General features: G+C 55.9%; 20 protein-coding genes. 17 read left to right on the plus strand and 3 right to left on the minus strand.

Annotated elements, in window-relative coordinates:
* Positions 1-82: 82 nt before the first annotated feature.
* The 10 genes from udp (at position 83) to tatD (ending at position 9,531) form a co-directional block, all read left to right on the plus strand.
* Complete coding sequence (gene udp, locus P6287_RS00965; RefSeq protein WP_101763737.1) at positions 83-844, plus strand: uridine phosphorylase; 762 nt, start codon at positions 83-85, stop codon at positions 842-844.
* A gap of 99 nt (positions 845-943) precedes the next feature.
* Positions 944-2,215 (plus strand): tetratricopeptide repeat protein, encoded by a 1,272-nt coding sequence (locus tag P6287_RS00970; RefSeq protein ID WP_277974372.1) that lies wholly within the window; start codon positions 944-946, stop codon positions 2,213-2,215.
* Positions 2,216-2,416: 201 nt separating this feature from the next.
* Positions 2,417-3,928, plus strand: coding sequence for a DNA recombination protein RmuC (gene rmuC / locus P6287_RS00975; protein WP_101763736.1), 1,512 nt, complete (start codon positions 2,417-2,419; stop codon positions 3,926-3,928).
* A gap of 75 nt (positions 3,929-4,003) precedes the next feature.
* Entirely contained in the window at positions 4,004-4,762 is a 759-nt protein-coding gene (ubiE, locus tag P6287_RS00980) for a bifunctional demethylmenaquinone methyltransferase/2-methoxy-6-polyprenyl-1,4-benzoquinol methylase UbiE (RefSeq protein ID WP_008105805.1), read from the plus strand.
* A 6-nt stretch (positions 4,763-4,768) separates the two neighbouring features.
* The gene (locus P6287_RS00985) at positions 4,769-5,374 is read left to right on the plus strand and encodes an SCP2 domain-containing protein (protein ID WP_192414436.1); all 606 of its coding nucleotides are present in this window, start codon (positions 4,769-4,771) and stop codon (positions 5,372-5,374) included.
* The gene (gene ubiB / locus P6287_RS00990; protein WP_101763734.1) at positions 5,371-7,008 is read left to right on the plus strand and encodes a ubiquinone biosynthesis regulatory protein kinase UbiB; all 1,638 of its coding nucleotides are present in this window, start codon (positions 5,371-5,373) and stop codon (positions 7,006-7,008) included. The genes P6287_RS00985 and ubiB overlap by 4 nt, the downstream gene beginning before the upstream one ends.
* A gap of 110 nt (positions 7,009-7,118) precedes the next feature.
* On the plus strand, positions 7,119-7,373 hold the full coding sequence (gene tatA / locus P6287_RS00995) for a Sec-independent protein translocase subunit TatA (RefSeq protein ID WP_008105810.1): 255 nt from the start codon (positions 7,119-7,121) through the stop codon (positions 7,371-7,373).
* A gap of 2 nt (positions 7,374-7,375) precedes the next feature.
* Positions 7,376-7,903 carry a Sec-independent protein translocase protein TatB gene (gene tatB, locus P6287_RS01000; protein ID WP_101763733.1) on the plus strand — a complete coding sequence of 176 codons (528 nt, stop codon included), beginning with the start codon at positions 7,376-7,378 and terminating at the stop codon, positions 7,901-7,903.
* Positions 7,904-7,905: 2 nt separating this feature from the next.
* On the plus strand, positions 7,906-8,664 hold the full coding sequence (tatC, locus tag P6287_RS01005) for a Sec-independent protein translocase subunit TatC (RefSeq protein WP_101763732.1): 759 nt from the start codon (positions 7,906-7,908) through the stop codon (positions 8,662-8,664).
* A gap of 84 nt (positions 8,665-8,748) precedes the next feature.
* A complete protein-coding gene (gene tatD / locus P6287_RS01010) occupies positions 8,749-9,531 on the plus strand; it encodes a 3'-5' ssDNA/RNA exonuclease TatD (protein WP_137384920.1) in 783 nt (260 codons plus the stop codon).
* Here the strand turns inward: tatD and rfaH are convergent.
* Positions 9,528-10,016 carry a transcription/translation regulatory transformer protein RfaH gene (gene rfaH, locus P6287_RS01015; RefSeq protein ID WP_101763730.1) on the minus strand — a complete coding sequence of 163 codons (489 nt, stop codon included), beginning with the start codon at positions 10,014-10,016 and terminating at the stop codon, positions 9,528-9,530. The genes tatD and rfaH overlap by 4 nt on opposite strands.
* 208 nt (positions 10,017-10,224) lie before the next feature.
* Between rfaH and pepE the strand changes: the two genes are divergently transcribed.
* From pepE to fre, 3 genes are all read left to right on the plus strand, one after another.
* On the plus strand, positions 10,225-10,956 hold the full coding sequence (gene pepE / locus P6287_RS01020) for a dipeptidase PepE (protein ID WP_137384921.1): 732 nt from the start codon (positions 10,225-10,227) through the stop codon (positions 10,954-10,956).
* Between the two features lie 73 nt (positions 10,957-11,029).
* Positions 11,030-12,514: a 4-hydroxy-3-polyprenylbenzoate decarboxylase gene (ubiD, locus tag P6287_RS01025; protein WP_277974373.1), complete on the plus strand. Its 1,485-nt coding sequence runs from the start codon at positions 11,030-11,032 to the stop codon at positions 12,512-12,514.
* Between the two features lie 39 nt (positions 12,515-12,553).
* Positions 12,554-13,255: an NAD(P)H-flavin reductase gene (gene fre, locus P6287_RS01030; RefSeq protein WP_101763727.1), complete on the plus strand. Its 702-nt coding sequence runs from the start codon at positions 12,554-12,556 to the stop codon at positions 13,253-13,255.
* Between the two features lie 118 nt (positions 13,256-13,373).
* On the opposite strand, the gene fadA is transcribed toward fre, so the two are convergent.
* Together fadA and fadB are read right to left on the minus strand one after the other, a co-directional pair.
* The gene (gene fadA / locus P6287_RS01035; RefSeq protein ID WP_137386834.1) at positions 13,374-14,537 is read right to left on the minus strand and encodes an acetyl-CoA C-acyltransferase FadA; all 1,164 of its coding nucleotides are present in this window, start codon (positions 14,535-14,537) and stop codon (positions 13,374-13,376) included.
* 10 nt (positions 14,538-14,547) lie between these two features.
* Positions 14,548-16,731: a fatty acid oxidation complex subunit alpha FadB gene (gene fadB / locus P6287_RS01040; RefSeq protein WP_277974374.1), complete on the minus strand. Its 2,184-nt coding sequence runs from the start codon at positions 16,729-16,731 to the stop codon at positions 14,548-14,550.
* 186 nt (positions 16,732-16,917) lie between these two features.
* Here fadB and pepQ point away from each other — a divergent pair, with 186 nt between their 5' ends.
* From pepQ to hemG, 4 genes are read left to right on the plus strand one after another with little or no spacing between them, the layout of a single operon-like run.
* A complete protein-coding gene (gene pepQ / locus P6287_RS01045; RefSeq protein WP_277974375.1) occupies positions 16,918-18,249 on the plus strand; it encodes a Xaa-Pro dipeptidase in 1,332 nt (443 codons plus the stop codon).
* The gene (locus tag P6287_RS01050) at positions 18,249-18,866 is read left to right on the plus strand and encodes an IMPACT family protein (protein ID WP_137384924.1); all 618 of its coding nucleotides are present in this window, start codon (positions 18,249-18,251) and stop codon (positions 18,864-18,866) included. Before pepQ ends, P6287_RS01050 begins: the two co-directional genes overlap by 1 nt.
* Positions 18,867-18,893: 27 nt before the next feature.
* Complete coding sequence (gene trkH / locus P6287_RS01055; protein ID WP_101763723.1) at positions 18,894-20,345, plus strand: Trk system potassium transporter TrkH; 1,452 nt, start codon at positions 18,894-18,896, stop codon at positions 20,343-20,345.
* A gap of 17 nt (positions 20,346-20,362) precedes the next feature.
* On the plus strand, positions 20,363-20,899 hold the full coding sequence (gene hemG, locus P6287_RS01060; RefSeq protein WP_277974376.1) for a menaquinone-dependent protoporphyrinogen IX dehydrogenase: 537 nt from the start codon (positions 20,363-20,365) through the stop codon (positions 20,897-20,899).
* Positions 20,900-20,914 lie beyond the last annotated feature (15 nt).

Genomic DNA, 20,914 nt, shown 5'->3' on the forward strand with positions numbered 1-20,914 from the left:
ATCGATGGTGAATTGAGTCACATATTTATGCCGCCTGCTCACGTAGAGTGGCGCGCTCATCCCCAATTATCAGGAGTCTGTTATGGCCCAGTCTGACGTTTTCCACCTTGGCATTACTAAAGCTGATTTGAAAGGAGCCACGTTGGCCATCGTGCCTGGCGATCCTGAGCGCGTAAAGAAAATCGCCGCGCTGATGGACAATCCACAGCATCTGGCTTCACACCGTGAATTCACCAGCTATCTGGCCGAAGTGGATGGCAAACCGGTTGTGGTGTGCTCCACCGGTATCGGCGGACCTTCAACGTCAATTGCGGTTGAAGAGCTGGCGCAACTGGGTGTGCGCACCTTCCTGCGCGTTGGCACCACCGGCGCTATCCAGCCGCATATTAATGTGGGCGATGTGCTGGTCACCACCGCATCGGTGCGCCTCGACGGTGCCAGCCTGCACTTTGCGCCGATGGAGTTCCCGGCCGTGGCTGATTTCACCTGCACCACCGCGCTGGTGGCAGCGGCAGAAGCGTGCGGCGCGAAAACCCACATTGGGATTACCGCCTCATCTGACACCTTCTATCCAGGCCAGGAACGCTACGACACTTTCTCCGGTCGCGTGGTGAATCGCTTCCAGGGTTCAATGGAAGAGTGGCAGCAAATGGGCGTCCTCAACTATGAGATGGAATCCGCTACACTGTTAACCATGTGCGCCAGTCAGGGACTGCGTGCCGGCATGGTGGCTGGCGTCATCGTTAACCGTACGCAAAAAGAGATCCCGGATGCCGCGACCATGAAGCAGACCGAAAGTGATGCGGTGAAAATTGTGGTTGAAGCCGCGCGTCGCTTAATTTAGTGCGCCAGTCAGGGATGAATTCGAGACCAGGCTTATAAGGAATCCCGCTACTTCCTGATTAGAATGCGCGCAATTTCAGCAGCTACTGAGAAATTTCTTATGCGCAAAATGGTTTCTGTCTCACGTCCCAATTTCATGAATAATCCCGCTACTGCACAATCACGCGTTGAAGGTGCAGCAGCGAGATTTCGCCAGGCGATGGCGGCGAATAACTATCCTCTTGCGCGTCAATGCTGTGAAGAAGTGCTGCGCGTCTTGCCCAATCATATGCAGGTGCTCAGCGACTACGCGCTCACCCTGATGCGCGTTGGCGAATACAAAAAATCTTATAAAATTTACCAGAAGATCTACCAGGCTCCGGCCGCGCAGCGTGCACAGGCATCGGAAACCTGGCTGGATGGATTAACTGAAGTGTGCGGCTGGTTGAATAAAGAAGATGAGGTGGCGCGGTACGGCCTCGAATCGCTGCAGAAATCCGATGTGACCTTCAGTAAAGGGGCGAAAGTAGCCTTCCCCTCAGAGGCACCACCGCCGATCAACCGCAGTAATCCGGCAGAAAATATCATCTCCTTTAGCCTGTATGGCGGTCAGCCACGCTACTGCGAAACCTTGATTAAAAACATCGAAGTGGCGCGCGAGCTTTATCCCGACTGGATCTGCCGCATCTATCTCGACGACAGCGTGCCGCAGCACGTCTGGCAGCGCCTGACGCAGCCAAACACCCAACTGGTGGATATGTCGCATGAGAAAACTATCTTCCCAACGCTGTGGCGTTTCCTGGTGATGGACGATGACAGCGTCAAACGCTACATCGTGCGTGATGCGGATTCGTTGCTGTCCGAGCGCGAAGTCGTGGCGGTAGAAGCCTGGCTGACTTCGCCTTACTGGTTCCATCATATGCGCGATTACTTCTCGCATACCGAGCTGCTGCTGGCGGGCATGTGGGGCGGCTGCCACGGCGTGTTCCACAACGTTGAGCAGCAGATGCGTGACTTTATCGCGCAATACGAAGGCAGCGAACGATTTACCGATCAGTACTTCCTCAAAGTGGCGCTGTGGCCGACGGTACGTGAGAGCATCTTGAATCATGACGATATTTTCCGCTTCCATCATGCACAACCGTGGCCGGCGCATCAGCCGATTCGCTGGCAAACCGACAGCTTCCACGTCGGTAGTAACGCCGGTTTTGCCAGCATGGCGGGCCAGGTCGAAAACGCTGAGAACGGCTGGCAGCAGGTTGAGATCACCTACGACGGGAAAAGCTGGACCTATCCGGCCAAAATCCAGGGTGAAACCGAATGGGTGTTGCCGATGCCCTTCTTCCTGATTGATGCGTGGAAAGCGGGCGATCTCACCGTAAAAGCCCTCTAATTAGAGAACGTTTTCCCTAAATAATTCGAGTCGCAGGAAGGCGGCAAGCGGCGAATCTCCGGGAGCTTACATCAGTAAGTGACTGGGGTGAGAACGTGCAGCCAACGCATCTGCGGCTTGAAGTATGAAGGGAAAAAAATCTGGACATTCATACAGTAGAGCTCTACCTTTTCCCTCAGCAAGTCGATCCGCGGGGGGATTATGGATCAGCAACTTATCATTAGCGGCGCGCTGGCGCTGGCCGGTTTGGGCATTGGCTGGATCATTGCTCAACTGCGCGCCGGTCATCAGCACGCCAGCTTCACCACTGAGCGTCGCCTGCTGGAAGAGGCGCAGCAGCGTCAGCAGCAGCAGCTCGAACAGTTACAGCAGCAAATCCAACAACGCGAACAGGAGATGCGCCAGCTACACGGTGCACTGAGCGGTGCGCAGGAACGTTTGCAGCAGCTTGATTACTGGCGCGGCGAAAGTGAACAACTCAGCCGTGAACTGCGAAATCAGCTTGAAGTGAACAGCGCGCAGGAAGCCGAACTGCGCGAAGTGACCATTCGTCTTGAAGAGACGCGCTACGGTGCAGAAGAGAAGCAGCGACTACTGACCAACAGCGAACAGCGCCTCAGCGCGCAGTTTGAAAATCTCGCCAATCGCATCTTCGAAAACAGCGGGCGGCGCGTCGATGAACAAAACCGTCAAAGCCTGAATAGTCTGATTGGTCCGCTGCGCGAACAGCTGGACGGTTTCCGCCGTCAGGTCACCGACAGCTTTGGCCTGGAAGCGCGTGAACGTCACACGCTGACCCACGAAATTCGCCAGCTACAGCAACTCAACGCACAGATGGCGCAGGAAGCGGTCAATCTTACTAAAGCGCTAAAAGGCGACAATAAAATTCAGGGAAACTGGGGCGAAGTGGTATTGGCCCGCGTGCTGGAAGCATCGGGCCTGCGTGAAGGCTACGAATACCAAACGCAGGTTAGCGTGCAGCTGGAACAGCAGGGCAGGATGCAACCGGATGTGATCGTGCGTTTGCCGCAGGGTAAAGATGTGGTGATTGACGCCAAAATGACGCTGGTTGCCTACGAACGCTACTTCAATGCCGACGATGAAGCCACGCGTGAGCAGGCGATTCAGGAACACATTAGCGCCATGCGCGGACACATTCGCCTGCTGAGCCGTAAAGATTACCAACAATTGCCCGGTTTACGCTCTCTGGATTATGTGTTGATGTTTATCCCGGTGGAACCGGCGTTTCTGCTGGCGATTGATCGTCAGCCCGAGCTGATCAGCGAAGCGTTACAGCAGAACATCATGCTGGTTAGTCCCACCACGTTGCTGGTGGCGCTGCGTACTATCAATAATCTCTGGCGTTATGAGCATCAAAGCCGCAACGCACAGCGTATCGCCGACCGGGCAACGCGGCTGTACGACAAAATGCGGCTGTTTGTCGATGACATGAGTGGCATCGGGCACAATCTCGACAAAGCGCAGCAAAGTTATCATCAGGCGATGAAAAAGCTGTCTGAAGGGCGCGGCAATCTGATCGCACAAAGTGAAGCGTTCCGTTCGCTTGGCGTGGAGATCAAACGTCCGATTAATCCGCAACTGGTTGAACAAGCGCAGCCGGAAGAAGCGGATGAAGATTGGGCAGACGATCGCACCGAGGATGAAAACGTTGCAGAACCAACAACAGACTCGCTGCGCCGCATCAACGAATAGCACGGTGGTCGCGTGCTCGTGTAGCGCGACTCTGATACACTTCGGCAAGAATTGTTTGTGGAACAGGTAAAACCGATGGCAGATGAATCACAGCAGGAAACTACCCATTTTGGCTTCCAGACCGTCGCGAAAAGCGAAAAGGCCGATAAAGTTGCGGACGTGTTTCACTCCGTCGCGGCAAAATATGACCTGATGAACGATTTGATGTCGTTTGGCATCCATCGTGTCTGGAAGCGTTTTACCATTGACAGCAGCGGCGTGCGCCGCGGTCAGCGCGTGTTGGATCTGGCGGGTGGTACCGGCGATCTCACGGCAAAATTCTCACGTCTGGTGGGCGAAACCGGCCAGGTTGTGCTGGCAGACATCAACAGCTCGATGCTGAAGATGGGCCGCGAAAAGCTGCGTAATCTCGGCGTGTCGGGCAATGTCAGCTATGTGCAGGCGAATGCCGAAGCGCTGCCGTTCCCGGATAACTACTTCGATTGCATCACCATCTCATTCGGCTTGCGTAACGTGACCGAAAAAGAGAAAGCGCTGGCATCAATGTTCCGCGTGCTGAAGCCAGGCGGACGTCTGCTGGTGCTGGAGTTCTCGAAGCCGCTGCTGGAGCCGCTCAGCAAAGCTTACGATACCTATTCATTCCACATTCTGCCGCGTATTGGTCAGTTGGTGGCGCAAGACGCTGAAAGCTATCGCTATCTGGCGGAGTCGATTCGTATGCATCCCGATCAGGAAACCCTGAAAGCGATGATGAACGATGCGGGCTTTGAAAATACCACCTACTTCAACATGACTGGCGGTATTGTCGCGCTGCATCGCGGATTTAAATTCTAATCCATCATGACTTTAACTCCTCTCATCACCGGCGGTCTTGAGACCGCCCTGAACCGTGTTCTCTATCGCGATCGCAGCCTGAGAGCCGCACGCCAGCGTTTGGCTGGTAAGGTATTGATGCTGCGTCTGCAAGAGCTCGATTTTCCTTTGGTGCTGGTATTTAGCGAATCGCAACTCGATGTGCTGAGTGATTGGCAAGACAACAGCGACTGCACGGTGAGTTTGCGTGTCAGTACTTTGCCGAAACTGCGCGATCGCCAGCAGCTCACCAGCCTGATTCGTAGCGGTGAACTGGAGGTGGACGGCGATTTGCAGGTGGTACAGCAATTCTCCGCGCTGATGGATCTCGCCGAGCTGGATCCGGCGGAATATCTTGCACCGTGGATTGGCGATATCGCTGCGCAAGGCGTAAGCCAGGCCGCACAGCAGGCGCTGAAGTTCGTGCAGCAGCAGTTCATCCGCCGTCAGGATTATCTTGGTCAGGTGCTGACAGAAGAGTGGCGCGTTGCGCCGGGCGCACTGGAACTGGCATGGTTTTGCGAGGAAGTGGAAGCGACAGAACGTTCGCTCAATGCGTTTGAAACGCGTTTGGCACAGCTGGAGGCGAAATGACGCTGGGAGAAATTCGGCGCTTATACTTCATCATCAAGATCTTTCTGACTTACGGCCTTGATGAACTGATTCCCCGCATGCGCTTCACACTGCTTTTACGCTTGTGGCGGCGCTGCATCTTCTGGATCCCTAACCAACATAAAGATGCTTCCGCCGGCGTGCGCATCCGTTTAGCGATGGAGCAGTTGGGGCCGGTGTGGATCAAATTCGGTCAAATGCTCTCGACGCGTCGCGATCTGTTCCCACCGGCGATTGCCGATGAACTGGCGGTGCTGCAGGACCGCGTTGCGCCATTTGATGGCGTGAAAGCCAAACAGCAGATTGAAAAGTCGATTGGCGGCCCGGTGGAAACCTGGTTTGAAGACTTCGATATCAAACCGCTGGCCTCGGCTTCTATCGCGCAGGTGCATACCGCAACGCTGAAATCCAACGGCCGCGCGGTGGTAATTAAAGTGATTCGTCCCGACATCCTGCCGGTGATCAGAGCCGATATGCGACTGATTTACCGTCTGGCGCGTTGGGTGCCGCGTTTGTTGCCGGATGGTCGTCGTCTGCGTCCGGTAGAAGTGGTGCGCGATTACGAAAAGACCTTAATTGATGAGCTGAATCTGCTGCGTGAAGCGGCGAACGCCATCCAGCTGCGTCGTAATTTTGACCAAAGCCGCATGCTGTATGTGCCGGAAGTGTTCTCTGATTATTGCAGCGAATCGATGATGGTGATGGAGCGCATTTACGGCATTCCGATCTCAGATATCGCCACGCTGGAGCAGCACGGCGTTAACATGAAACTGCTGGCCGAGCGCGGTGTGCAGGTATTCTTCACTCAGGTGTTCCGCGACAGCTTCTTCCATGCCGATATGCATCCTGGCAATATCTTCGTCAGCTACGATCACCCGGAAGATCCGCAATATATCGGCATCGACTGCGGTATCGTCGGTTCGCTGAACAAAGAAGATAAGCGCTATCTGGCCGAGAACTTCATCGCCTTCTTTAACCGCGATTACCGCAAAGTGGCCGAGCTGCATGTGGATTCTGGCTGGGTACCGGCCGATACCAACGTCGAAGACTTTGAGTTTGCCATTCGTACCGTATGTGAGCCGATTTTCGAAAAGCCGCTGGCTGAGATTTCGTTTGGCCACGTGCTGCTGAACCTGTTCAACACCGCGCGTCGCTTTAATATGGAAGTGCAGCCGCAGCTGGTGCTGTTGCAGAAGACGCTGCTGTATATTGAAGGGATTGGCCGCCAGCTCTATCCGCAGCTTGACCTGTGGAAAACGGCCAAGCCTTTCCTCGAAGATTGGATCAAAGATCAGATTGGTATCCCGGCGATTTTGCGGGCGGTGAAAGAGAAAGCGCCGTACTGGGCGGAAAAACTGCCGGAGTTGCCGGAGCTATTTTACGACAGCATGCGCCAGCACAAATTATTGAAGCACAGCGTCGATAAACTCGTCACCGATTTAAACGTACAGCGAACACGCAATCATCAGGCGCGCTATCTGTTTGGTGTAGGCGCTACACTGTTATTAAGTGGCACCGCCGTGCTGTTAAGTCGACCGGATTGGGATTTCTTCCCGGCGCTATTAATGGCCGCTGGCATCGTCACCTGGCTTATTGGCTGGCGCAAGACAAACTGATTGTCTGCCTGGTGCAAATCGCGTAATGTCGCAAGCTAAAGCCCGAAATCATACGGGCTTTCTGTGCGTTACAGTCAACAGTTTTTCACAGAATATTAGAGGCATATCTCATGGGCGGTATCAGTATTTGGCAATTGTTAATCATTGCCGTCATTGTTGTTCTTCTGTTCGGTACCAACAAACTTCGTAACCTGGGTTCGGATTTAGGATCTTCCATTCGTGGCTTCAAAAAAGCTATGGGCGATGAAGACGATAAAAAGGATCAACCGAAAGAGCAGGACGCTGACTTCAACGCCAAAACTCTGGCAGACAAACAGCAAACCACGGCGACTAAAGACGACGCCCGGAACGACAAGCAGGTATAACTGTGTTCGACATTGGTTTTAGTGAACTGGTATTAGTGTTCGTGATCGGGCTGATTGTGCTTGGCCCGCAGCGGTTACCGGTTGCGGTGAAAACCGTCGTCGGCTGGATCAGAGCCATTCGCTCGCTGGCCGCGAATGTACAAAACGAACTGGCGCAAGAGTTGAAACTGCAGGAATTGCAGGACAGCCTGAAAAAGGTGGAAGAAGCGGGCCGTGGCACGTTGTCACCCGAGCTGAAAGAGTCGATGGAAGAACTGCGTAAAACCGCCGACTCCATGAAGCGTTCGGTGCAGCAGAGTATCGATCTCGAAAAAGAGGAAGATGAAGCCAACACTATTCATCAGACTCCGCCAGCCGCCGTGCAGCCCGTGACTTCACCTGCGGTCACGCCCGCAGCAGCAGAGCATCAAACCAGTGCGCCTGCACAGACTCCGCAGCCTACTGACGAAATCTCTGCCGCAGAAACCCCTCCCGTCGCCAGTGCTCCTGAAAGCACCGCGAAGACTTCTCTCGTAAAAGATGAACGATAAACATGGCCGTTGAAGATACCCAACCGCTCATTAGCCATTTGATTGAGCTGCGCAAGCGTTTGTTGAATTGCATCATCGCTGTTTTAGTCATCTTTCTGTGTCTGGTCTATTTTGCGAATGATATTTACCATCTGGTCGCGTCGCCGCTGATCAGCCAGATGCCAGCCGGGGCGAGCATGATCGCTACCGACGTCGCATCGCCATTCTTCACGCCGATCAAGCTGACCATCATCGTTTCGGTGTTTCTGGCCGTGCCGGTGATTCTGTATCAGGTGTGGGCCTTTGTGGCGCCCGCGCTCTATCGCCACGAACGCAAACTGGTGATGCCGCTGCTGTTCTCCAGTACGCTGCTGTTTTACGTCGGCGTGGCGTTTGCTTACTTCATCGTGTTCCCGCTGGCGTTTGGCTTCTTCGCCAAAACCGCGCCGCAAGGCGTGACCATCGCAACGGATATCACCAACTACCTCGACTTCGTCATGACGATTTTCATGGCCTTCGGCGTGGCGTTTGAGGTGCCGATTGCAATTGTGCTGCTGTGCTGGACCGGCATAACTTCACCAGAAGATCTGAAAAAGAAACGTCCTTATATGTTGGTTGGCGCGTTCGTGGTTGGGATGTTGCTCACACCGCCGGATGTTTTCTCGCAAACTTTGCTCGCTATTCCGATGTACTGCCTGTTTGAAGTCGGCGTATTCTTCTCCCGCTACTATGTGGGTAAAGGACGTCAGTCTTCGGATGAGGAACACAACACCGAATCCTGATGTCCTTAATGCAGGGCATCCCGCAGCGCGCGGGAAGATGAATCTAAACCGCCCCGTTGGGCGGTTTTTTATTGGGGAGAAGACATGTTTGATATCGGTGTAAACCTGACCAGCACGCAATTCGCAAAAGATCGCGAGCAGGTGGTAAAACGTGCGCGCGAAGCAGGCGTCACCGGCCTGTTAATTACCGGCACCAACGCGCTGGAGAGCCAGCAGGCGCGGCAGCTGGCGGCATTGCACGCGGGCTATTGCTGGTCAACCGCCGGCGTCCATCCGCACCATGCCAGTGAATGGTCGGCGGAAACCGCGAATACCTTGCGTCGCCTGGCGGAAAGTGAGCAGGTGGTCGCGATTGGCGAATGTGGCCTGGATTTCAATCGCAATCTTTCGGCCCACGATCAGCAGGAATACGCTTTCGATGCGCAACTGGCGTTGGCCGCTGAGCTGCAGCTGCCGGTGTTTTTGCATTGCCGTGAAGCGCACGACCGTTTTGTTGCGGTACTTGAGCCGTGGCTACCGAAGCTGGTTGGCGCAGTCGTGCACTGCTTTACCGGTACGCGTGACGAGCTGCAAGCGTGCCTGGCGCTGGGATTGTCGGTGGGCATTACCGGTTGGGTGTGCGACGAGCGTCGCGGTATGGAACTGCGTGAATTGCTGCCGCTGATTCCGGCTGAGCGCCTGTTACTGGAAACCGACGCACCGTATTTACTGCCGCGCGATATGCATCCGCGTCCCACTTCGCGCCGCAATGAGCCATGCTTCCTGCCGCATATTGTGCAGCAGGTGGCGAACTGGCGTGGCGAGGAGGCGGAAGCGCTGGGCGCGCAGGTTAATCTCAACGCGCGTCAGCTGTTTAAACTCGCTTAGAGTTTACGGAACTGTTTGTTATCCACGCTGCGCATCACCTGTTTGTTCAGCATGTTGAGCAGCAGAACGGAGCGCGTTTCGCCATCCGGCTCGGCAAAAATGGCGCGCAGCCCTTCGAACGTGCCATCGGTGATGATCACTTCATCACCGCTTTGTGGGGTTTCCGCATCAAGCACGATCTGCGGCACGTCGGTTTGCAGCGCTTCGATCACATCATTTGATACGGTGGCCGGCATGGTGCCAAAGCGCACGAAGTGGCTGACGCCGCGCGTGCTGCTGATGGTGGTGGTGTGAATCGCTTCGGGATCGAATTCGATAAACAGATAGTTGGGAAACAGCGGCTCACTCACGGTGGTGCGTTTACCGCGCACAATCTTCTCCAGAGCGATCATCGGGCTGAGGCAATTCACCTCTTGCCGCTCAAGATGCTCTTTCGCGCGCAACAGTTGTCCACGTTTGCAATAGAGTAAGTACCAGGATTCCATAACCGCTCCCAAATAATGGACGCTAAGAATATCAAATCAGTTGTCAGAGTTATAGCGCATCGGCGGGTGGAACCGGGCGCTGAAAACAATTTCACTACGATTTATCCGATTGATGCGGCTTATTTACGCTTTCTTGCAAGAAAATTGACGGCCGGCGACCATCTGTATCAGACTCCCTCCCCATCTTTCGATTGAAAAGGAGTGGCTGATGGAACTGTTCCTGTTGAGTAACGGTAAAGTGGCTGACGATGCGCCGCTGTTAAGTTACGCCCACCCGCAGCTGCATGCGATGATCGCCCAGCGCGGCATCACTTCGGCGGTGCTGGTACCGTACGCGATTATTCGTGGCGATCACGCGCAGCGCGCGCAGGACTTATCCGCGTCGTTAGGCATTGACGTGCGCACCGTGCACGAGTTTGCATCGCCCGTTGCGGCGATTGAACAAGCTGAGCTGATTCTGGTCAGCGGCGGAAATACCTGGTTCCTCAATCAAATGCTGCACGAGCACGGCTTGATCGTCGCTATCCAACGCGCGGTGCGCGAGCGTGATGTGCCGTACGTCGGCTGGAGCGCCGGTTGCAATGTGGCAACACCTTCCATTCGCACCACCAATGATATGCCGGTGCGCAGCAGCGTAGTGTTGCCCGCGCTGGGTTTGTTCCCGGTGCAGATCAATCCGCATTATCTTGATGCGCACGTCAGCGGCCATATGGGCGAAACGCGTGATGAACGACTGGCCGAGTTCTGTGCCGTTAACCCGCATGAATCGGTGATTGCGCTGCGTGAAGCCAGCTTCCTGCACGTGAGCGAAAATCGCCTGCGTTACTACAGCGCACGCGGTGAAGACTTCAAAGTGTTCCGTCACGGCGAGCCGATTACTGCTTATCACGATGTATTGGCGATTCAGTCGCTGGTGCCGTTTTCCTGTCAGCCTGCCTGACGCAAAACCTCAACATGTCAGCGTAAAACGCCTCTATAATGGCGTTTCACTCTGGCCGGAAAGCTAAAGCCGCATGAAATATCAGGATTTACGAGACTTCCTCGCATTGCTGGAACAGCGTGGCGAGTTAAAGCGCATCACTCAGGAGATCGATCCTGAGTTAGAGATGACGGAAATTGCCGACCGCACGCTGCGCGCTGGCGGCCCGGCGCTGCTGTTCGAAAACCCGAAAGGGTACGACATGCCGGTGCTGTGTAATCTGTTTGGCACACCCAAACGCGTGGCGATGGGCATGGGCCAGGAAGAGGTCAGTGCGCTGCGTGAAGTGGGCAAGCTGCTGGCGTTCCTGAAAGAGCCGGAGCCACCAAAAGGCTTCCGCGATCTGTTTGATAAGATGCCGCAGTTCAAGCAAGTGCTGAACATGCCAACCAAGCGTCTGCGCAATGCGCCGTGCCAGGAAGAGATTTTCAGCGGCGATGACGTCGATCTGTCGCGCATTCCGGTGATGAAATGCTGGCCGGGCGATGCTGCGCCGCTGATTACGTGGGGATTAACCGTCACGCGCGGCCCGCATAAAGAGCGACAAAATCTGGGTATCTATCGTCAGCAGGTGATCGGCAAGAACCGCGTGATTATGCGCTGGCTGTCGCATCGCGGCGGCGCGCTGGATTTCCAGGAGTGGTGTAAAGCGCATCCGGGCGAACGTTTCCCGGTGTCGGTGGCGCTGGGCGCCGATCCTGCCACCATTCTCGGCGCGGTAACGCCGGTGCCGGATACACTCTCCGAATACGCCTTTGCCGGTTTGCTGCGCGGGAATAAAACCGAAGTGGTGAAGTGCGTTTCAAACGAACTCGAAGTGCCGGCCAGCGCGGAAATCGTGCTGGAAGGTTATATCGAGCCGGGCGATGTCGCGCCGGAAGGCCCGTACGGCGACCACACAGGCTACTACAATGAAGTAGATAGCTTCCCGGTGTTTACCGTGACGCACGTAACGCAACGTCGCAACCCGATTTATCATTCAACCTACACCGGACGTCCACCGGATGAACCGGCGGTGTTGGGCGTGGCGCTCAATGAAGTGCTGGTGCCGATTCTGATCAAGCAGTTCCCGGAGATCGTTGATTTCTATCTGCCGCCGGAAGGCTGCTCTTATCGCCTCGCGGTAGTGACAATAAAGAAACAGTACGCGGGTCACTCCAAGCGCGTGATGTTCGGCGTGTGGTCGTTCCTGCGTCAGTTCATGTACACCAAGTTCGTGATTGTGTGCGATGACGACGTCAACGCGCGCGACTGGAATGATGTGATTTGGGCGATTACCACCCGCATGGATCCGGCACGCGATACGGTGCTGGTTGAGAACACGCCCATCGATTATCTCGACTTCGCCTCGCCGGTTTCCGGCTTAGGCTCGAAGATGGGACTTGATGCGACCAATAAGTGGCCGGGCGAAACCACGCGCGAGTGGGGCACGCCGATTGTGAAAGATCCGGCGGTGACCGCGCGCATTGACGCCATTTGGGATGAGTTAGCTATCTTTGCCGAGCCGCCGCAGCGCTAACGGCGGCAGACCAATTAGACCCGAAGAAAAAGGGAACGCATGACAACGTTAAGCTGCAAAGTGACTTCGGTTGAAGCGATTACGGACACGGTTTACCGCGTTCGTTTAATTCCGGCGGCGGATTTTAACTTCCGCGCCGGACAGTATTTGATGGTGGTGATGGATGAGCGCGATAAGCGCCCGTTTTCGCTGGCTTCTACGCCAATGGAAAAGGACATCATTGAGCTGCACATCGGCGCGTCGGATCTCAATCTCTACGCGATGGCGGTGATGGACCGCATCAAGAACGATCGCCAGATTACGGTTGATATGCCGCACGGCGATGCCTGGCTGCGTGAAGATAGCGAGCGTCCGATCATTCTGATCGCGGGCGGTACCGGCTTCTCCTATGCGCGTTCTATTCTGCTGACCGCGCTGGCACAGCAACCCGATCGCGAGATCGCGATTTACTGGGGCGGCCGTGAGCTGATGCATCTGTACGATCTGGATGAGCTGAATGCGCTGGCGGTGAAGCATCCGAACCTGAAAGTGATTCCGGTGGTTGAACAACCGGCGGATGACTGGACCGGACGCAGTGGCACGGTGCTGACGGCGGTGATGCAGGATTTCGCGTCGCTCAGCGAGCACGATATCTATATTGCCGGTCGTTTTGAGATGGCGAAGATTGCGCGTGAGCGTTTCTGCGCCGAGCGCGGTGCGCTGGAAGCGCAGATGTTTGGCGATGCGTTTGCCTTTATTTGAGGTCAACAGAACGCGATAAATCGCGCCGCTACGATAATGTGCACGGATTCGTCGCGGCGCAATTTATTGCGCAAAAAAGCCCGCCCGAAAGGGCGGGAACACGTGCAACATTAACGTATTAAACTCGTTCGAACACCGTGGCGATGCCCTGGCCTAAGCCAATGCACATGGTCGCCAGACCAAATTGCGCATCGCGACGTTCCATCAGGTTCAGCAGCGTAGTACTGATACGCGCACCGGAACATCCCAGCGGATGACCGAGCGCAATCGCGCCGCCATTCAAATTCACTTTTTCATCCAGCTGTTCCAGCAAGCCCATGTCTTTAATGCATGGCAGCGCCTGTGCGGCAAAAGCCTCGTTGAACTCGAACAGGTCGATATCCTGCACGCTCAATCCGGCGCGCTTAAGCGCCAGCTTGCTGGCGGGAACCGGACCGTAACCCATAATCGACGGATCGCAGCCAACCACCGCCATGCTGCGAATGCGCGCGCGCGCTGTCAGACCGAGTTCGCGTGCGCGGCTTTCACTCATGATCAGCATCGCGGCTGCGCCGTCGGAAAGCGCGGATGAGCTGCCTGCGGTCACGGTGCCGTTGACCGGATCGAATGCCGGTCGCAGCGCAGCCAATCCTTCGAGGCTGGTCTCTTCGCGGATCACTTCGTCGCTCTCAAAGCGCTTCAACACGCCGTCGGCGTCGTGGCCGTAGGTCGCCACAATCTCACGCTTGAAATCGCCACGTTGAGTTGCCGCCCACGCACGCTGGTGCGAACGCAGCGCAAAAGCATCCTGCTGCTCACGCGTAATGTGATGCATGCGCGCCAGCATCTCGGCTGTTAACCCCATCATGCCCGCCGCTTTCGCCACCGTGCGACCCAGGCCCGGATGGAAATCCACGCCGTGGCTCATCGGCACGTGGCCCATATGTTCTACGCCGCCAATCAGGCAGCTGTGCGCATCGCCAACCATAATCGCACGTGCCGCGTCGTGCAGCGCCTGCATCGACGAACCGCACAGGCGGTTGACGGTGCTGGCAGGTACGCGATGCGGGATCTCCGCCAGCAGCGCGGCGTTACGTGCAATGTTGAAGCCTTGCTCCAGCGTCTGCTGCACGCAGCCCCAGATAATGTCGTCCAGCGTGGCGGGATCAACCGCCGGGTTGCGGCTCAGCAGCTCGCGCATCAAATGCGCCGAGAGATCTTCCGCCCGTACCTGACGAAACGCGCCGCCTTTGGAGCGGCCCATCGGCGTGCGGACCGCATCAACAATTACCACTTTTTCCATTTTCATTACCTCAGGCACTTTGCAGCGCCGCTTCGTCAATCGGTTGCACCGCGGGATACCAGCTCTGATGCTGATGGGCTTTTTGCAACAGCAGCTCCGGCAGCGCATACAGCGGGCCGAGCGCGGTATAACGTTTGGCCTGATCGACCACGTTGCTGTTGCCCAGCGTATCCATGTAGCGGAACGCGCCGCCACGGAACGGCGGGAAGCCTAAACCGTACACCAGCGCCATATCAGCTTCGGCCGGTGAAGCGATGATCTTCTCTTCGAGGCAGCGCACCACTTCGTTGAGCATCGGCAGCATCATGCGGTTGGCGATCTCGTCATCGCTGAACACGCGCGTCGGCTGGCAAATCGGTTCCAGCAGCGCATCGACAGCCGCATCGGCTCTCTTCTGCGCTTTGCCTTTTTTATCCTGCTCCCAGCGGTAAAAGCCCTGACCGTTTTTCTGGCCGTAACGTTTGGCGTCAAACAGCACGTCGATCGCGTCGCGATAATCTTTCTGCATGCGAGACGGGAAACCTTGCGCCATCACCTGCTGAGCGTGATGCGCGGTATCAATGCCGACCACATCCAGCAGCCACGCGGGGCCCATCGGCCAGCCGAACTGTTTTTCCATCACTTTATCGATCTGACGGAAATCCGCGCCGTCGCGCAGCAGCAGGCTGAAGGCGGCGAAGTAGGGGAACAGCACGCGATTCACAAAGAAGCCGGGACAGTCATTCACCACAATCGGCGTCTTGCCCATTTTGCTCGCCCAGGCCACCACTTTACTGAGGGTCGCTTCTGAGGTTTTCTCACCGCGAATCACTTCAACCAGCGGCATACGCGGTACCGGATTGAAGAAGTGCATGCCGCAGAAGTTTTCCGGACGTTTCAGGGCTTGCGCCAGCAGGCTGATCGGAATGGTTGAGGTGTTGGAGGCGAGAATGGCGTCCTCGCGCAGATGCTGTTCGGTCTCTGCCAGCACTTTGGCTTTGATCTGCGGATTCTCTACTACCGCTTCTACCACCACGTCGGTGCGTTCGAATCCGGCGTAATCCAGCGTGGGCTGAATGGTGGTGAGTACGCTCGCAAGTTTCGCGCCATCAATTTTGCCGCGCTCCAGCTGTTTGTTCAGCAGCTTGCTGGCTTCGGTCATGCCCAGCGTTAACGCCTGCGGATTGATATCTTTCATCATCACCGGCACGCCTTTCCATGCCGATTGATAAGCAATGCCGCCGCCCATAATGCCTGCGCCTAATACTGCTGCTTGCTGCGGCGCACCGGCCGCACTGCTGTGCTTTTTCGCCAGGCCTTTGACGTACTGATCGTTCAGGAAGATACCGACCAGCGCGCGTGCCACATCGCTCTGCGCCAGCGGCACAAACGCGGCGGTTTCCAGCTTCAGCGCATCATCACGTCCGAGGCTGGCGGCAGCTTCAATGGTTTTCACGGCGGTGATCGGTGCCGGATAGTGTTTGCCCGCGGTTTGCAGCACCATGCTTTTGGCGATGGTGAAGCTCATGGCGGCTTCAATCGGGCTGAGTTTCAGCGGTGCCAGCTTCGGCGCGCGGCGTGTCTGCCAGTTGCCCTGCACGATGGCGTCCTGCAATACGGTCAGCGCAGCGGCACGTAGTTTGTCGCTGCTGACTACCGCATCCACCAAACCGAGTTTCAGGGCGCTGCTGCCATCAACATCTTTACCGGCGGCGATAATCTCCATCGCGCTATCGGCGCCAAGCAGGCGCGGCAAGCGCACGCTGCCGCCAAAGCCTGGCATAATGCCCAGTTTGGTTTCCGGCAGGCCAATGCGTGCGGTCGGCGTGGCAATGCGGAAGTCGGTCGCCAGTATGCATTCACAGCCGCCGCCCAGCGCATAGCCGTCGATGGCAGCCACGGTGGGCACCGGCAAATCCTCTAAACGATTGAAGATGCTGTTGGCAAACGCCAGCCACTGGCTCAGCTTCTCTTCTGGCGCATCAAACAGCGACAGGAATTCTGTGATGTCGGCACCAACGATAAATGCCGGTTTGGCCGACGAGAGCAACAGGCCGCGCAGCGCGGGTTGCTGTTCCAATACGCTTAATGCCTCGCCCAACGAGGCAACGGTTTTGGTATCGAGTTTGTTCACCGAACCGGGCGCATCGAAAACCAGCTCGGCGATGCCGTCGTCAAGCCAGTGAACTGAAAGGGTATCGCCTTGGTAGAGCATGTCCGTCTCCTGAAACCGCGAAAGTTGATCTGGTCATACCAGATGAGTTGGAGTGTGAGTGTGATGTTAATTATTTGCAAATGAGAGTTTGATTATTTGATACAACGATCACAGCGCGCGCAGCACGGCATCACTAACACGGCTGTGCTACACTGCGGCCACTTTCGCGACATCGGAGACTAGTCCATGGATTCACTGAAAACCCTGTATCACGCGCACATCAATACGCTGCAGCAGCGAGCGCAGCAGGTGCTGGCTCGCTTTAAGCTTGATGCCATGCTGATTCATTCCGGCGAACTGTTGACCGTTTTTCTCGACGATCACGACTATCCGTTTAAGGTGAATCCCCAGTTCAAAGCGTGGGTGCCGGTGACGCAGGTGCCAAACTGCTGGTTATGGATTGATGGCGTGAATAAACCCAAGCTGTGGTTCTATTCGCCGGTTGATTACTGGCACAACGTTGAGCCGCTGCCAAACAGCTTCTGGACTAACGATGTGGAGGTGATTGGCCTGAAGAGTGCCGATGAGATCGCGCAGCTGCTGCCAGCACAGCGTGAAAACGTAGCCTATATCGGTCCGGTGCCGTCACGTGCTTCCCAGCTCGGTATTAACAGCGAGCAGGTGAACCCGAAAGGCGTGATCGATTTCCTGCATTATCATCGCAGTATCAAAACCGACTATGAACTGGCGTGTATGCGCGAAGCGCAGAAGCTGGCGGTGGCGGGCCATCGCGCTGCCAAAGAGGCGTTCTTCTCTGGCATGAGCGAGTTCGATATCAATATCGCCTATCTGACCGCAACCGGCCATCGCGATACCGATGTGCCTTATGGCAACATCATTGCGCTCAATGAACATGCCGCGGTGCTGCACTACACCAAACTGGATCATCAGCCGCCGGCCAAACGCCACAGCTTCCTGATTGACGCCGGTGCGGAATACCTCGGTTACGCCGCTGACCTGACGCGCAGCTACGCGGCGCAGAGCAAATCGCGCTATGCCGACATGGTTGCGGCGATGAACAAGGAAGAGCTGGCGCTGATCGCCACCTTGAAAGCCGGCGTGCGCTATACCGATTATCATCTGCAGATGCATCAGCGCATTGCGCGTCTGCTGCTGAAGTTCGAGTTGGTGAAAGGCCTGACTGAAGAGACGCTGGTGGCGGAAGATTTAACCGATCCGTTTATGCCGCACGGCCTTGGACATCCGCTCGGCCTGCAGGTGCACGATGTGGCTGGTTTTATGCAGGACGACAATGGCACGCATCTGGCGGCACCGTCGCAATATCCGTATTTGCGTTGTACGCGCGTGCTGGAACCTGGCATGGTGCTGACTATCGAACCGGGCTTCTATATTATCGATTCGCTGCTGACGAACCTGCGCGGCGGCAAGTTCAGCCAATACTTTGACTGGACGGCAATTGATGCACTGAAACCTTACGGCGGTATTCGTATCGAGGATAACGTGGTGGTTCACGCTAATCGCATTGAAAACATGACGCGCGACTTGCACCTTGCCTGATGGATGCTTACGACATTCCCGCTCAGGCCGTAAGTCTCAGCGAGGAAACCATCAAGAAAAGCCGCTTCATCACCTTGCTGGCGCACACGGCCGGCGTGGAAGCGGCGCGCGCGTTTGTGCAGCAGGTGAAGCAGGAACATCCTACCGCGCGGCATCACTGCTGGGCGTGGGTGGCGGGTGCGCCGGATGATTCGCAGCAGCTGGGTTTCTCCGATGATGGCGAACCTTCTGGCACCGCGGGCAAACCGATGCTGGCCCAGCTGATGGGTAGCGGTGTCGGTGAGATCACCGCGGTGGTGGTGCGTTATTATGGCGGCATCATGCTGGGCACCGGCGGCCTGGTAAAAGCTTATGGCGGCGGCGTGCAGCAAGGGCTGAAGCAACTGGCGCGTCAGCGTAAAGTGCCGATGGAATCTTTTACTCTGCAGTGCGATTACGCCCAACTCAGCGACATCGAACGCTTGCTGCAACGTTTTGACGGCATTATAGAAGAGAGCCATTATCAGGATCGTATTGCGCTGCGTTTAGCGTTGCCGCATGCGCAGATTGATGGCTTTCGCCAAAACCTCTCTGATTACAGCCGGGGCGCGCTGACGCTCATCCCGCTGACAAACTAAAAGCTTCTGTTTAAAGGAAACGGCTGAATGCATTTTCGCGCCATTACCCGCATCGTGGGCCTGCTGGTGATTCTGTTCTCGGTGACCATGATTTTACCGGGCCTCGTCGCCTTAATTTACCGTGATGGTGCCGGGCGCGCGTTCAGTCAGACCTTTATGATGGCGATCGTTATCGGTTCACTGCTGTGGTGGCCAAACCGCAAGCAGAAAACCGAACTCAAGCCGCGCGAAGGCTTCCTTATCGTGGTGCTGTTCTGGACCGTGTTGGGCAGCGTCGGTGCGATGCCGTTTATCTTCGCCGAGCAGCCGCATCTCTCAATCACTGATGCCTTCTTTGAGTCCTTCTCTGGCCTCACTACCACCGGCGCCACCACGCTGGTGGGACTGGATACGTTGCCTAAAGCGATTTTGTTCTATCGTCAGATGCTGCAGTGGCTCGGCGGGATGGGGATCATTGTGCTAGCGGTGGCGATTCTGCCCATTCTGGGCGTGGGTGGCATGCAGCTCTATCGCGCCGAAATGCCGGGACCGTTGAAAGATAACAAGATGCGCCCGCGTATCGCAGAAACAGCTAAAACGCTGTGGCTGATCTACGTATTGCTCACCGTGGCGTGCGCGGTGGCGCTGTGGCTGGCGGGCATGCCGATGTTTGATGCTATCGGCCATAGCTTCTCGACGATCGCGATTGGCGGGTTCTCAACCCATGATGCCAGCATCGGCTACTTTAATAGCCCAACTATCAACACCATTGTCGCGGTATTTCTGCTGATCTCGGGCTGTAACTATGGCCTGCACTTCTCTTTATTAAGTGGTCGCAACCTGAAAGTGTACTGGCGCGATCCCGAATTCCGCATGTTTATTGGCGTACAACTGACCTTAGTGCTGATCTGTACCATAGTGTTGTGGTTCCACAATGTGTACGCCAGCGGCTGGCAAACGCTGAATCAGGCGTTTTTCCAGGTGGTATCAATGGCGACCACGGCCGGTTTTACCACCGACAGCATTGCGCGCTGGCCGCTGTTCCTGCCGGTGCTGCTACTGTGCTCGGCTTTTATCGGCGGCATGGCGGGTTCAACCGGCGGCGGTTTGAAGGTGATTCGCATTCTTCTGCTGTTCAAACAGGGTTCGCGTGAACTGAAGCGATTGGTGCACCCGAATGCGGTTTACACCATCAAGTTGGGTAATCGCGCGCTGCCGGAACGTATCCTCGAAGCGGTGTGGGGTTTCTTCTCAGCTTATGCGCTGGTGTTCCTGCTCAGCATGTTGGCGATCATCGCCACCGGCGTGGATGACTTCTCGGCTTTTGCTGCCGTGGCCGCGACCCTGAATAACCTCGGGCCCGGTTTGGGTGTGGTAGCAGACAACTTCACTTCAATGAATGATGTCGCGAAGTGGATTTTGATTTTAACCATGCTGTTTGGACGCCTTGAAGTGTTCACGCTGCTGGTGCTGTTCACGCCGACCTTCTGGCGCGAATAATAAAATAGGATTGAGTAATGAAAGCGTTGATTCTGTATTCCAGCCGCGATGGGCAAACCCGTGACATTGCCGCGCGCATTGCACAGACGTTAGTGCCGCATCAACTGTGTGACGTGATCGATTTACTGCAGGCGCAGCAGATTGATTGGTTGCAGTATGATCGCGTGCTGATTGGTGCTTCGATCCGCTATGGCCATTTCAATCCGGCGTTGCTGAAATTTGTCACCCAGCACAAAGCAAAACTGCAGCAGCGGGTGAGCGGCTTCTTTAGTGTCAACCTGACGGCGCGTAAAGCAGATAAGTGTACGCCTGAGACCAATGCGTATACGCGCAAGTTCCTGGAGCAGTCACCGTGGCAACCCGATTGCTGTGCGGTTTTCGCCGGTGCGTTGCGTTATCCGCGTTATCGCTGGTTTGATCGCGTCATGATTCAATTCATTATGCGTATGACCGGCGGGGAAACCGATACATCGAAAGAAGTGGAGTACACCGATTGGAATAAAGTGGCGCTTTTTGCCCAGGATTTTGCGCAGTTACCAGGCAAATCGTTGTGAAATACAGCGTTGTGG

The sequence above is a fragment of the Pantoea sp. X85 genome (genome assembly GCF_029623675.1).
Taxonomy (GTDB): domain Bacteria; phylum Pseudomonadota; class Gammaproteobacteria; order Enterobacterales; family Enterobacteriaceae; genus Pantoea; species Pantoea leporis.